The organism is Bradyrhizobium sp. B039, from assembly GCF_038965675.1.
Lineage (GTDB): Bacteria > Pseudomonadota > Alphaproteobacteria > Rhizobiales > Xanthobacteraceae > Bradyrhizobium > Bradyrhizobium diazoefficiens.
The window spans coordinates 8,564,887-8,578,647 of sequence record NZ_CP152416.1 but is presented as its reverse complement, the minus strand read 5'-3'; the positions used below and the strand labels follow the sequence as shown (position 1 = coordinate 8,578,647).

Annotated in this window: 9 protein-coding genes; 4 read left to right on the top strand and 5 right to left on the bottom strand. The window is 66.2% G+C overall.

Going from position 1 to position 13,761, the window contains the following annotated elements:
- Positions 1-14: 14 nt before the first annotated feature.
- Entirely contained in the window at positions 15-1,172 is a 1,158-nt protein-coding gene (locus AAFG50_RS40500; protein WP_028172665.1) for an iron-containing alcohol dehydrogenase, read from the bottom strand.
- Between the two features lie 403 nt (positions 1,173-1,575).
- Here AAFG50_RS40500 and AAFG50_RS40495 point away from each other — a divergent pair, with 403 nt between their 5' ends.
- The 3 genes from AAFG50_RS40495 to AAFG50_RS40485 all read left to right on the top strand — a co-directional run bounded on the left by AAFG50_RS40495 (position 1,576) and on the right by AAFG50_RS40485 (position 7,422).
- Positions 1,576-2,793, top strand: coding sequence for an efflux RND transporter periplasmic adaptor subunit (locus AAFG50_RS40495; protein WP_028172666.1), 1,218 nt, complete (start codon positions 1,576-1,578; stop codon positions 2,791-2,793).
- Complete coding sequence (locus AAFG50_RS40490) at positions 2,790-5,954, top strand: multidrug efflux RND transporter permease subunit (RefSeq protein ID WP_011083817.1); 3,165 nt, start codon at positions 2,790-2,792, stop codon at positions 5,952-5,954. Before AAFG50_RS40495 ends, AAFG50_RS40490 begins: the two co-directional genes overlap by 4 nt.
- Before the next feature lie 274 nt (positions 5,955-6,228).
- The gene (locus AAFG50_RS40485) at positions 6,229-7,422 is read left to right on the top strand and encodes an ABC transporter substrate-binding protein (RefSeq protein WP_028172667.1); all 1,194 of its coding nucleotides are present in this window, start codon (positions 6,229-6,231) and stop codon (positions 7,420-7,422) included.
- A gap of 106 nt (positions 7,423-7,528) precedes the next feature.
- Here AAFG50_RS40485 and AAFG50_RS40480 read toward each other — a convergent pair whose 3' ends face one another.
- The 4 genes from AAFG50_RS40480 to AAFG50_RS40465 are packed head-to-tail and all read right to left on the bottom strand — an operon-like array spanning position 7,529 to position 12,127.
- Positions 7,529-7,915 (bottom strand): MAPEG family protein, encoded by a 387-nt coding sequence (locus AAFG50_RS40480; protein ID WP_028172668.1) that lies wholly within the window; start codon positions 7,913-7,915, stop codon positions 7,529-7,531.
- A 27-nt stretch (positions 7,916-7,942) separates the two neighbouring features.
- The gene (locus tag AAFG50_RS40475; RefSeq protein WP_028172669.1) at positions 7,943-9,025 is read right to left on the bottom strand and encodes a lipocalin-like domain-containing protein; all 1,083 of its coding nucleotides are present in this window, start codon (positions 9,023-9,025) and stop codon (positions 7,943-7,945) included.
- Complete coding sequence (locus tag AAFG50_RS40470) at positions 9,015-11,477, bottom strand: FtsX-like permease family protein (RefSeq protein WP_028172670.1); 2,463 nt, start codon at positions 11,475-11,477, stop codon at positions 9,015-9,017. Before AAFG50_RS40470 ends, AAFG50_RS40475 begins: the two co-directional genes overlap by 11 nt.
- Entirely contained in the window at positions 11,474-12,127 is a 654-nt protein-coding gene (locus tag AAFG50_RS40465) for an ABC transporter ATP-binding protein (RefSeq protein ID WP_011083822.1), read from the bottom strand. Before AAFG50_RS40465 ends, AAFG50_RS40470 begins: the two co-directional genes overlap by 4 nt.
- A gap of 145 nt (positions 12,128-12,272) precedes the next feature.
- Between AAFG50_RS40465 and AAFG50_RS40460 the strand changes: the two genes are divergently transcribed.
- A complete protein-coding gene (locus tag AAFG50_RS40460) occupies positions 12,273-13,607 on the top strand; it encodes an MFS transporter (RefSeq protein WP_028172671.1) in 1,335 nt (444 codons plus the stop codon).
- Positions 13,608-13,761: the final 154 nt, after the last annotated feature.

Here is a 13,761-nt window from a genome sequence, read left to right as displayed (position 1 = left end):
CCTCCGGCTTGAGATTATGCGGCGAGAAGCAGGATTTCGCGCAACTGCGCGGGGCCGTCGATCCTGCGCGGGTTGCGCGGCACCCAGGGCGTGCGCATCGCCTGCTCGGCGATGGCGTCGAAATGCTCGGGCGACACGTGCACCTCCGCGAGGCTGCGCGGCATGCCGAGCGAGCGGATGAAGGCGTCCAGCACGTCGGCGGCGTTGTTGTGGCCGGGAAAGCCCATGGCGGCGGCCACGATCATCTGGCGCTCGGCATTGTCGCGCGCATTCCAGCGCATTACCGCCGGCAGCATGATGCAGGAGGTGTAGCCATGCGGCACGTCGAAGGCCGCACCCAGCACGTAACCGATGCCATGGCTCGCGCCCATCGGCACGCCGGCCGCAAGCGCGCCCATCGACAGCCAGGTGCCGATCTGCGCATCCATTCGTGCGTCGAGGTCGGCAGGATCGGCCTTCACCCGCGGCAGCGCGTCGGCGAGCATGGCGAGGCCCTTGACCGATTGCGCGTCGGCATAAGGGTGCGTCTCGCGCGAGCAGATCGCCTCGACGCAATGGTCCACGGCGCGGATGCCGGTGGACAGGAACAGCCATTCCGGCGTGTGCACGGTGATGGCGGGATCGAGGATGGTCGCGCGCGGCACCGTGAGCGGATGCCGCAGCATCTGTTTCACATGCGTGCTGCGGTCGGTCACGCCCGCGATCGCGCTGAACTCGCCGCCGGCAATGGTCGTCGGCACGCTGATCTGTCGTACGGTCGGCGCGTTCATCTCCGGCGCGACGCCCTTGTGCACGCGGATGCGCTCGATGCCGTCGACATCGTCGATGCCGTTGGCAAGGCAGAGCTGCACCGCCTTGGCGCCGTCGGTGATCGAGCCGCCGCCGACCGTGACGATCAGGTCGGCGCCCACCTCGCGGGCCGCATTGGCGGCGGCGATCACCGCCTCGCGCGGCGTGTGCGCCGGCATGGCGTCGAACACGCCCGCACAGCGTGCGCCGAGCGCCTGTCTGATCTTCTCGATTTCGTCGGTCTGCCGGTTCAGCGTGCCGGAGACCATCAGGAAGGCACGGCGCGTCCCCAGCCGGTCCATCTGCGCGACGATGGCGCCTGCCGCAGGATGGCCGAAGACGACCTCCTCGATCGCGCCGTAAACGACACGTCCCTGGTGCACGTCTGTCCTCCCGGACAATTCGTCTTGTTCTTGTAGAGGTAATCTAGCCGAGCCTGCCCCGCCCGTCATGCGCGAAGACGCTGGCTACTCTTCTCCCTCTCCCCGCCTGCGGGGAGAGGGTTGGGGTGAGGGGGGCTCTCCGCAAGGGAGGTGACAGTTGGACTCGCGGAGACTCCCCCTCACCCGGATCGCAACTTGCGATGCGATTCGGCCTCTCCCCGCAAGCTGGGAGAGGCGAAGGAGCGCCATCTCCCTCCCTGTCAACCCATCATCAGGCTAGGTCCTCTCGCCGAGCGTTGCGCGAGCCATCGTCTTGAAGATTTCATTATGGCAGCCCATCTTGTGTCCCCCGCGGGTAGGCGAGTACCCTGCGTTTTCTGCGGCTTTTATGCGAGGACCTGGGATGAGCGGACCGGATGGAAGCGAGCAACTTGTCAAAACGCACGATTTCGTTCGGCCGCGGCCTTACGCCATCGCCGGCCTTCTCGCCGCGGCGTTTGCACTCACCGGTTGCGGACAGCCGACCTCGCAGGCCGCGGCCCCGCCACCTCCGCCGGTGACGGTCGCCCAGCCGGTCAAGCGCACCGTCACCGATTGGGACGAATTCACCGGCCGCTTCGAGGCCGTGGAGGAGGTGCAGGTGCGCCCCCGTGTCGGCGGCTTCGTCAACTCCGTCGAATTCCAGGACGGCGCCATCGTGCACCAGGGCGATCTGCTCTACGTCATCGACCCGCGTCCGTTCGAGGCGGTGGCGGAGCAGGCGGACGGTCAGCTCTCCGATGCGCGCGCCAAGGTGGAGCTTGCCAAGCGCGAGCTCGATCGCGGCCTCAACCTGGTGCAGACCAGCGCCGTCTCCGAGCAGGTCGTCGATCAGCGCCGCCAGGCCTTGCAGGCCGCGCACGCGGCGGAAGTGCAGGCCGAAGGCGCGCTCAAGGCCGCCAAGCTCAACATCGAATTCACCCATGTGACCGCGCCCCTCACGGGCCGCGTCAGCCGCCATCTCGTCAGCCCCGGCAATCTCGTGCAGGGCAGCGATACCGGCACTTCGACGCTGCTCACCTCGATCGTCGCGCTGGATCCGATCTACGTCTATTTCGACATGGATGAGACGACGTTCATCAAATACAGCAAGCTCTGGTTCGAAGGTAAGCGCCCGAGCTCGCGCGATACGGCGAACCCGGTGCAGGTGACGCTGGCCGGCGAGACCAAGCCCTCGCATGAGGGCACCATCAACTTCCTCGACAACCGCCTCGATGTCTCCACCGGGACCCTGCGCAGCCGCGCCGTGATCAAGAACACCGATCTGTCGATCCTGCCCGGCCAGTTCGGCCGCGTCCGCCTGATCGGCAGCGCGCCCTACGAGGCGCTGCTGATCCCGGATGTCGCCGTTGCGACCGACCAGTCCCGCAAGATCGTGTTCGTGGTCAAGCCTGATGACACCGTCGAAGCGCGTCCCGTGGTGCTTGGGCCGATCGACGATGGCCTGCGCGTGATCCGCGAAGGGTTGAAGGCTGACGACCGCGTCATCGTCAACGGCATCCAGCGCGCCCGCGTCGGCGCCAAGGTCGCGCCGTCTCCCGCGCCAGCGCCGGCCGGCGGCAAGCCCGGTGACAAGTCATGAACCTTGGCCGCCTCTCCATCAACCAGCCCATCCTGGCGATGGTGCTGTCGATCGTGCTGCTGATCGTCGGCGCGCTCGCCTATACGACGCTGCCGGTCTCCGAATATCCGCAAGTCGTGCCGCCGACCGTCGTCGTCACCACGCAATATCCCGGCGCCTCCGCGCAGACCGTGTCCGACACGGTCGCCGCTCCAATCGAGCAGCAGATCAACGGCGTCGAGGACATGCTGTATCTCTACAGCCAGGCGACCTCGAACGGGCAGCTGACGATCACCGTCACCTTCAAGCTCGGCACCGACCTCGACAAGGCGCAGGTGCTGGTGCAGAACCGCGTCGCGATCGCGCAGCCGCAACTGCCGGACGAGGTGCAGCGCAACGGCGTCGTCACCCGCAAGAACTCGCCCGACATCCTGATGGTCGTGTTCATGCTGTCGCCCGACGACAGCTTCGACCAGCTCTACATCTCCAACTACGCGCTGCTGCAGGTCCGCGACCAGCTGCTCCGCATCGACGGCGTCGGCGACATCCAGATCTTCGGCGCGCGCGATTATTCGATGCGGCTGTGGCTCGATCCCGACCGGATCGCAAATCTCGGTCTGACCTCGACCGAGGTGCTGGCGGCGATCCGTGCCCAGAACGTGCAGATCGCGGGCGGACAGATTGCCGAGCCGCCGATCGCCGATCGCGCCTTCCAGCCGAACCTCACCTTCACCGGACGCCTGAAGGACCAGAAGCAGTTCGAGGACATCCTGATCAAGGCCGGCTCCGACGGCCGCACGGTGCGGCTGCGCGACGTCGCCCGGATCGAGCTCGGGGCGCTGGCGTATTCCACCAACAGCTTCCTGTTGCGCAAGTCGGCGGTCGCGATGCTGGTGACGCAGCGACCGGGATCGAACGCGCTCGCGACGGCCAAACACATCTCCGACACGATGACGAAGCTCAAGGAGAGTTTTCCAAAAGGCCTCGACTACAATATCGGCTACAACCCGACCGAGTTCATCGCGCAGTCGGTCCACGAGCTGATCAAGACCATCTACGAGGCCATGCTGCTCGTGGTTATCGTGGTGCTGGTGTTCTTGCAGGGCTGGCGGCCCGCGATCATTCCGATCATCGCGATCCCGGTTTCGCTGGTCGGCACCTTTGCGGTGATGGCGGCGCTCGGCTTCTCCATCAACAATCTCACGCTGTTCGGTCTCGTGCTCGCGGTCGGCATCGTGGTCGATGACGCCATCGTGGTGGTGGAGAATGTGGAGCGCCATCTTGAGCACGGCCTGAGCCGGCGCGATGCCGCGCTGAAGACCATGGAAGAGGTCGGCGGCGCGCTGGTCTCGATCGCGCTGGTGCTGTGCGCGGTGTTCGTGCCGACCGCATTTCTGGGCGGCATTTCCGGGCAGTTCTTCCAGCAATTCGCCGTCACCATTGCGGTTGCGACCGCGATCTCCTGCTTCTGCTCGCTGACGCTGTCACCGGCGCTGGCCTCGCAGATCCTGACGCCGCACGAGGAGAAGCGGCCGCCGGCGAGCTGGAATGTCGTCGCGCGCGGCTGGAATGCCTTCACCGGCGTCTTCAACCGCACGTTCGACCGTCTCGCGCATGGCTATGCCGGCCTTGCCAATTTCGTGATCCGGCACTCGGTGGTGATGCTGCTAATCTATGTCGTGCTAATCGGCAGCGCAGGCTGGCTGATCGGGACGACGTCGCAGGGCTTCATCCCGGCGCAGGACCGCGGCTACGTCATTATCTCAGTGCAGTTGCCGGGTGCGGCATCGCTGGCGCGGACCACCGAGATTGTCCGAGAGATCGAGCGGATCTCGCTGGACACGCCAGGCATTATCCGCGTGGCCGCCTTCGCCGGCTTCTCGGGCGCGACACGAACGCAGGCCGGCAATGCGGCGGCGCTCTTCCCTGTGTTCGATGAGCCCGAGGTGCGGCTGAAGAAGGGCCTGACCGCGAATGCCATCACGGCCGAGCTGCGCAAGCGCCTCGCCGCGATCCAGGGCGCCTTCATCATCGTGATTCCGCCACCCGCCGTGCCCGGAATCGGCACGGGCGGCGGCTTCACCATCCGCATCCAGGACCGCCAGGGCCGAGGGCCCGAGCTGCTGGCATCCGCGACCGACGAGCTCGTCGCCGCCGCCCGCAAATCGCCCTCGCTGCTGGCTCCGACGGTGTTCTCGCCGTTCTCAGCCAACACGCCGCAGCTCTTCGTCGACATCGACCGCACCAAGGCGCAGAAGCTCGGTGTACCCATCGCCAACATCAACGACACGATCCAGACCTATTTCGGATCGACCTATGTCAACGACTTCAACCTGTTCGGCCGCACCTACCACGTCACCGCGCAGGCCGATTTCCCGTTCCGCAAAGAGCCGAGCGATCTCGCGCGGCTGCGCACGCGCAACGCCTCCGGCGACATGGTGATGCTCGGCAGCGTGGTCGACTTCAAGGATGTCTCGGGGCCCGACCGCGTCGCGCGCTACAATCTTTACGCGGCGTCCGAGCTCCAGGGCGAGCCGGCGCCTGGGACGAGCTCGACCACCGCGCTCAACGCCATCAAGAAGCTCGCCGACGACACCCTGCCGAGCGGCTTCACCTTCGAGTGGACGGATCTCTCGTACCAGCAGGTCACCGGCGGCAACGCGGGCCTGCTGGTATTCCCGATCTGCGTGCTGTTCGTCTATCTCGTGCTCGCCGCGCAATATGGCAGCTGGACCCTGCCGTTCGCGGTGATCCTGATCGTGCCGATGTGCCTGCTAGCGGCCACCATCGGCGTCCGCATCATGGGGCAGGACGTCAACATCCTCACCCAGATCGGCTTCGTCGTGCTGGTGGGACTGGCGGCGAAGAACGCGATCCTGATCGTCGAGTTCGCGCGCGACATCGAGAACGAAGGCAAGCCGCGGTTGGAGGCCGTGATCGACGCCTGCCGCCTGCGTCTGCGGCCGATCCTGATGACCTCCTTCGCCTTCATTCTCGGCGTGCTGCCGCTGGTGGTCTCGACGGGCTCCGGTTCGGAAATGCGCCAGGCCGTCGGCGTCGCCGTCTTCTTCGGCATGCTCGGCGTCACCCTGTTCGGGCTTCTGTTCACGCCGATCTTCTATGTGGTGGTGCGCAACCTGGCTGAGGGGAAGAACGACGGGAAGCCGAAGGTCGCAATGTGATGTTTCTCCAGCGTCGTCCTGGCGAAAGCCAGGACCCATTACCCCAGGGAGAAGTTGCGGCGCGAGCAGGTTGCGACCACCGGTCTTCGCCAAATTGCTCCCTGGGGTATTGGGTCCTGGATCTACGCTCCGCTTCGCTGCGCTTGTCCAGGACGACGGTTTTTTGTGGTGCCGCCCTTCATACTAACGACCAACACGCAATGGATGGGCATTCCCGGGGTTCTTCACTAGTATCCGCGCGATTTCAAAACAGAACACTGCTGGGAGCCAACACATGAAATCAGCCCTTTTGGCCGCCGTCGCAACCTCGGCCCTGCTGCTGGCAGCACCGGCCTCCGCGCAAGGCGTCAAGATCGGCATCCTCAACGACCAGTCCGGCGTCTATGCAGACTACGGCGGCAAATGGTCGGTCGAAGCGGCCAGGATGGCGATCGAAGATTTTGGCGGCGAGGTGCTCGGTCAGAAGATCGAGCTCGTCACCGCCGACCACCAGAACAAGCCGGATCTGGCGAGCTCGATCGCGCGGCGCTGGTACGATGTCGAGAACGTCGACATGATCACGGAGCTGACGACCTCTTCGGTCGCGCTCGCGATCCATGAGCTCTCCAAGGAAAAGAAGAAGATCGACATCGTCGTGGGCGCCGCGACCTCGCGCCTCACCGGCGATGCCTGCCAGCCCTACGGCTTCCACTGGGCCTATGACACCCGCGCGCTCGGCGTCGGTACCGGCGGCGCGCTGACCAAGGCCGGCGGCGACACCTGGTTCTTCCTCACCGCCGACTACGCCTTCGGCTACGCGCTGGAGAAGGACACCAGCGAGATCGTCACCGCCAATGGCGGCAAGGTGGTCGGCTCGGTGCGCGTGCCGCTCAATTCCTCGGACTTCTCTTCCTTCCTGCTCCAGGCGCAAAGCTCGAAGGCGAAGATCGTCGGGCTTGCCAATGCCGGCCTCGACACCACCAATTCGATCAAGCAGGCGTCCGAGTTCGGCATCGTCGCCAGTGGTCAGAAGCTCGCGGGCCTCCTGATGACGCTGGCCGAAGTGAACGGCCTCGGCCTGCAGGCCGCGCAAGGCCTGGTGCTGACCGAGGGCTATTACTGGGATATCAACGACAAGACCCGCAATCTCGGCGAACGTTTCCTCAAGCGCACCGGGCGGATGCCGAGCATGATCCATGCCGGCACCTATTCGGCGACGCTGAGCTATCTGAAAGCGGTCAAGGCCGCCGGCACCAAGGATACGGAAGCCGTCGCCAGGAAGCTGAAGGAGCTGCCGGTCGACGACGACTTCGCGCAGGGCGGCAAGGTTCTCGAGAACGGCCGCATGGTCCACGACATGTATCTGTTCGAGGTCAAGAAGCCCTCGGAGTCGAAGAAGCCCTGGGACTACTACAAGCTGCTCGCCACCGTCCCCGGCGACAAGGCGTTCTTCACCGCCAAGGACAGCGGCTGCCCGCTGACGAAGTGAGGCGTAGCGTCATTCCGGGGCGATGCGAAGCATCGAACCCGGAATCTCGAGATTCCGGGTTCGGCGCTGGCGCGCCGCCCCGGAATGACGGCTTGCAATTCATCCCTCACACCAGCCGCGACACCACCGCCCCGATCGCCCCTACCCATAGCGCTATGGCGGCCAGCGCCTGGACCGCAAAGCCCGGGCCGCGCTTTGCGGCGGCCTGCGAATAACCGATGAAATAGACGATGCGGCCGACGATCCAGACCGCGCCGATCCCGGCCGCGACGGCGTCGCTGATATAGATCGCGAACAGCCAGAGCGACGGCAGGAAGATAGGCATCCATTCCAGCGTGTTGACCTGGATGCGGAAGGCGCGCTCGAAGTCCGGGTGTCCTGAGGTCGCCGGCACCTTGATGCCCGTCCTCGCTCGCGCGCGCGAGACGTTGATGGTGGCGAAGAAATAAAACGCAATCGCCAGCAGCGTGACGAGGGCGGTGAGGTGATACATCGCTCGCTTCCTTGAAGAGGTCGCGCTTCAATACCCGGTCAGCTCGAGATAGCCAACACCGTCATGCGTGCCGGCAAAGCTGATCGGCCCTTCCCAATAGGAGAAGCCGGTCCCCATCCAGGCCTTTGGATTGAGCGGCTTGCATTGGATTGAGAACGAGCGCGAGGGGATGGCGATTTGCCACTCCACCGGCAGCTTGCGCCCCGCGACCTCGGCGGTCGCCTTCGGCGTCATCTGGATGTCGCTGCCCGAGATCATCTGCGTGCTGCCGGTGGCGGTGATCCAGTTGCCGAACGGATAGTCCCGGCCGTCCTTCTGCCGCAGCCGGTACAGCATCAGCTTGTCGCCGGATGCAAGATGCAGCGACAGCCAGTCCCAGCCGGTCTGGTCGGCGTCGAGCGGCTGGCTGCTCCACTCGCGGTCCATCCAGGCCTGCCCCGACACATCGACCGGCTTGTCGTCGATGGTGAGCGTGCCGCGCGCGCGGTAGAACGGCTGGCTGTAATAGTAGGAGGCCTGGCCGCGCTCCGACTTGCGGCTGAAGCCGCCGTCACCCTGCAACACCACCGCACGATCGGCCTCCAGCGTCAGCGCATAGCTGAAGTTCGTGCCGGAGGCCTTCAGCGTCAGGGGCGCCAAAGTGCGATCGTTGGTGCGCTCAAGACCCTTCATCTCCCAATCGTCGATCCACGCCGCGAAGGGCTTCGCTTCGACGCCGGCCTGTCCGATCCCGCCGCGCGAAAACAGCTCGCTGAAGCGATGGGTGTCGGCACGCGTCACCGCGGCATGCGCCATCCAGATTTGCTGATTGGCCCAGCCTTCGCCTTGCGGTCCCGGCTGCGCCGCCTGACGGAACAGCGTCCATTGCAGGCCGCAAGCCGCGCCGCTGCTGTCGACGAGGTTCGCCGTGAGATACCACCACTCGATGCGAAATTCCGGATGCGGCCCGTGATCGGCGGGGAAGGCGAACGTCTTTCCCGGCGTGACCTTCGCAAAGCCGTCGGCCGTCTCGCCGAGCCCGGCATAGCCTTGCGCGCCGGCGCGGCGCGCAAGAGCGAGCGCGGCTATGCCGCCGGCAAATGCGCGCCGCGAGATCTTGTCAGCGCTCATTGGCAAACACCTTGACGAGGTTCGCCGGCTGCATCCGCGCCAGCCGTGCGACCGGCAGCAGCGCGGCGAGCAGCGAAGCGATCAGCGCGACCGCGACCAGCTCGACGAGTTGCAGCGGAAACACATGGAACGGCAGCCGCCAGCCGAATGCTTTCACGTTAACGATCGCAATCAGGCACCACGCCACCAGCAGCCCGAGCGGCACGGCCAGCAGCGAGGTGAACAGCGCCACCGACAGCGTCTTGGTCAATTCGATCGCGGCGAGGCGCGGCCGCGTGACGCCGATCGCCCACAGCGGTGCGAGCTGCGGCAGGCGGGAGTTGGCCAGCGTCAAAAGGCTGGTCAGCAGCGCGATGCCGGCGACACCGAGCGTGAAGGCGTTCAACGCCGATGTCACCGCAAAGGTGCGGTTGAAGATGCGGATCGATTCTGCCTTCACCGTCGCCTGGTCGGCGACGCTGCGGTCGTCGAGCGCAAACCGTTTCTGCAAGGCCGCGATCAAGTCCGGAATCTTGTCCCGCGCGACGATGAGGCCGATCCGCGTCTGTGGCGTCTGCGGAAAGTGACGGATCAGCGCCGCGACATTCACGGCCAGCTGTCCCTTGGGATTGCCGTAATCGGCATAGATGCCGACGATGTCGAGCTCCCAGGTCCCGCCCGGCGCCGGCACCTCGACGACGTCGCCGACGCGGACGTTGAGGCGGCGGCTCAATTGCTCGCTGATGAAGGCGGCATTGCCCGGCACCAGCTGGGTCCAGGCGCGTGGCGCAGTCTCCAGCAGCGGCCAGCGCTCGCGATAGAGTGCGTGATCGGGCAGGCCGAACAGCTCCACCGGCTGGCCCTGGACTTGCGTCTCGGCGCGGCCGCCCGACAGGATCGCCTGGACTTCGCTGCGCTCCTTCAGCCAGTTCCGGATCGCGACGCCGTGCGCATTGTCGGAAGCGCTGATGTAGACGTCGGCCGCGAGCCGCCCGTCGAGCCAGCCGACGAAAGTGCGGCTGAAGGTTTCCACCATGGTGGAGACGCCGACATTGACGGCGAGCGCGAGCAGCAGCGCCATCAGTGCCAGCGACAGCCCGGAGAGCTGCTGCCGGCTGTCCGCCCAGAACCACAGCGCGAGCGGTCCTCGCGCGCCGCGCTGGCCTATGAGCAGGATGATGTCGAGGAAGGCCGGCAGGATCAGTGCCGCGCCCAGCATCAGCGCCGCCAGCACGCCGAAGCCTGCGATCAGCGATTCGCCATAGTGAAGCAGCAGCAGCGCAACCGCGAACACCATGCACGCCGCAATGCTTTGCAGGATCAGCCAGCGGCGCTGCCTCTGCTGCCAGGCGTACGGCTGCGCGGTCGCCAGCACCGGCATCCTGATCGCCTTGATCAGGCTGGTCGCCGCCGCAACGAGCGCGCCGGCAACGCTGATGCCGATGCCGGCGAGCCACCATTCGGGCTGCAAGCTGAGTTGCCCCGGGATCTGCGCGCCATAGAGCCCGCGCAGCGACGCCGCGACGTCGGGCAACAGCGCTGCCGCGATGAAATAGCCGCAGACGAGCCCGATCAGTCCGGCGACCAGCGCCAGCGCCACCAGCTCGATCACCAGCACCGTGTTGACGAGGCGCGCCGAGGCGCCGCAGGCCCGCAACGTGCGCAGCATCGGCAGCCGCTGCTCGAAGGCAAGACCCACGGCCGAATTGACGATGAACAGGCCGACGAAGAACGACAACAGGCCGAAGGCGGTGAGGTTGAGATGGAAACTGTCGGTGAGGCGCTCCAGCTCCGTCTCGGCGTTCGGCTCGACCCGTTGCAGCCGGTCGCCGACGACGCTCGCCAGCGGCGCAGGCTTGCCCTTCGGCTTGCCGATCAGCAACCGCGAGATTTGGTCCGGCTTGTTCAGGAGCTTCTGCGCCACGCCGATATCGACCACCAGCACGTCGGGCACGAGCTGCGGCTGCACGTGCAGCGGCGGCAGTGTTGCGCCGCTGCTGATCGGCGGCGCCGCGCCTTCCTGCTCCTGCAAGTCGGCCAGCGTCTCCTTCGCCACCAGCGTCCGGCCGGGCGGCGCGACGAAGCGCGTCAGGTCCGCGGCACCAAGGCGCGGCGCGTTGCCGACATCCACCGGCAGCGTCACCGGCTCGATGCCGAGCAGCCGCACCGAGCGCCCGTTGATCTGGACGCGGCCTTCCAGCACCGGCGAGACCGGCCAGCCCGCGCGGCGGAGCCTGACGAACAGGTCTTGCGAAAAGGTCGCCGCATTGGGTGCGACCAGCATCGGCGTCCGCACGCCGCCGAACGTCGCCGCGGCGCGGTCATAGGCATTGCGGGCCTGCTGGTTGATCGCCTGCACGCCGCTCCACAGCGCGGTCGCGGCGATCAGCCCGATCAGAAGTGTCGCGAACTGCATCCTGTGCCGCCGCCAATGGCTCAGGAGCACCGCGAGGACCCACAGCGCGCGCCTCATGCGATTCGCCCCGCATGCAAAGTGAGGTGGCGGTCGAGCGTACCGGCCAGATGCAGGCTGTGCGTCACCATCAGGAAGCCGCAGCCGGTGCGCGTGACGAGGTCGCGCGTCAGCGCCAGCACGTCCTCGGCGGTCGCTTCATCCAGATTGCCGGTCGGCTCGTCCGCGAGCAGCAGCGAGGGTCTTGTCGCCAGCGCCCGGCCGATCGCGACCCGCTGCTGCTGGCCGCCGGACAATTGCTCGGGATAGCGCTTCAGGAGGGCGCCGAGCCCGAGCCGTTCGACCAGTTCACTGGACCAGGCCGCGTCGTGCCGGCCGGCGATCCGCGCCTGGAAGGCCAGATTGTCGGCCACCGACAGGCTCGGAATCAGGTTGTACTGCTGGAACACGAGGCCGATCCGGTCGCGCCGCAGGCTGGCGCGTCCCGCGTCGGACAGCTTGGTGACCTCGGTGTCTTCCAACCGGATCGAGCCGCCATCGGCGGCATCGAGCCCCGCGATCAGGTGCAGCAGCGTGCTCTTGCCGCTGCCGGATTCGCCGGTGAGCGCGACGCGTTCACCGGCCTTGAGGTCAAGGTCGACGCCGCGCAGCACGTGGACCGGTTCGGCGGCCGAGGAGAACGTCTTGGAGAGATTTCGGATGCTCAGCACGATGAATGGCGCCGGACGGAATTAACGGAAATGCTGCGTAGCACACCTGCCGCGGAAATGCCGGGGTTGCGTTGCCGTCGAAGCCGTTGTTAGCTCCAACAACGGCCAAATCAAAAAACTGCCAAAAAGACAGACGGGGAGAACGATGAGCGCTCAGGGAACGCCCATGGTGGCGGGCAAGACGACGACATCCAGGGAAACACCGAAGGGCGCCTGGACGGTCACCTTTCTGCTGTTTCTGTTCATGCTGGTTAATTTCGCCGACAAGATCGTCGTCGGCCTCGCCGGCGTGCCGATCATGGCGGACCTGAAGCTCTCCCCGGAGCAGTTCGGCCTGCTCGGGTCTTCGTTCTTCTTCCTGTTCTCGATCTCGGCCATCGTGGTCGGCTTCATCGTCAACAAGGTGCCGACGCGCTGGGTGCTCCTGACGCTGGCGGTGGTCTGGGCGCTGGCGCAGTTTCCGATGGTCGGCACCGTCTCCTTCACCACGCTGCTGATCTGCCGCATCGTGCTGGGCGCCGGCGAAGGCCCGGCCTTCTCGGTCGCCGCGCACGCCATCTACAAATGGTTCCCCGACGAGAAGCGCACGCTGCCGACTGCGATCCTGTCGCAAGGCTCGGCTTTCGGCGTCATCCTGGCGGTGCCGGCGCTGAACTGGGTCATCGTCAATCACTCCTGGCACTACGCCTTCGGCGCGCTCGGCGTCGTCGGCCTGATCTGGGTCTGTGCCTGGCTCGCGCTCGGCAAGGAAGGCCCGCTGGAGGACACGCACACCCTTGCGGCCACCGAGGCGAAAATTCCCTATCTTCAGCTTCTCACCTCGCGCACCTTCGTCGGCTGCGTCGCGGCGACCTTCGGGGCCTATTGGGCGCTGTCGCTGGGGCTGACCTGGTTCACGCCGTTCATCATCAAGGGCCTCGGCTTCTCGCAGAGCCAGGCCGGCTGGATTTCGACCCTGCCCTGGGTGTTCGGCGCCACCATCGTGATCCTGACGGGTTGGATCTCGCAACTGATGATGGCCCGCGGATCGACCACGCGCGTCGCCCGCGGCGTGCTCGGCTCGGTCCCGTTGATGGTCGGCGGCCTGATCCTGGCTGCGATGCCGTATGTTCAGGGCGCCGGCCTTCAGCTCGCCTTGCTCGTGGTCGGAACGGGCCTGTGCGGCGCGATCTACGTCGTCTGTCCGCCCATGCTCGGCGAATTCACGCCGTCGTCGCAGCGCGGCGCGATCCTGGCGATCTACGGCGCGCTCTACACGCTCTCGGGCATCATCGCGCCCGCCGTGATGGGCACCGTGATCCAGCGCGCCGGCAGCATGCTCGACGGCTACATGACCGGCTTCACCATCAACGCCGTGATCATGGTCGGCTCCGGCCTGCTCGGCCTGGCCCTGCTCTGGCCGAACAGCGAAAAGGCTCGGCTGACGCGCGCTGCCGCCCCGCAGGCAGCGGCGCTGAAAGGCGCGGTGTCGCCGACGTAAGGGGTGGCAGGCGTTCAAGGCCCGCCACAAACACCGCTGTCGTCCCGGCGAAGGCCGGGACCCATAACCACAGGGAGTGGATTGAGGCGAAGCTGATAACTCCAAGTCTTCGCAAAACAATTGCCGCGGCGTATGGGTCCCGGCCTTCGCCGCG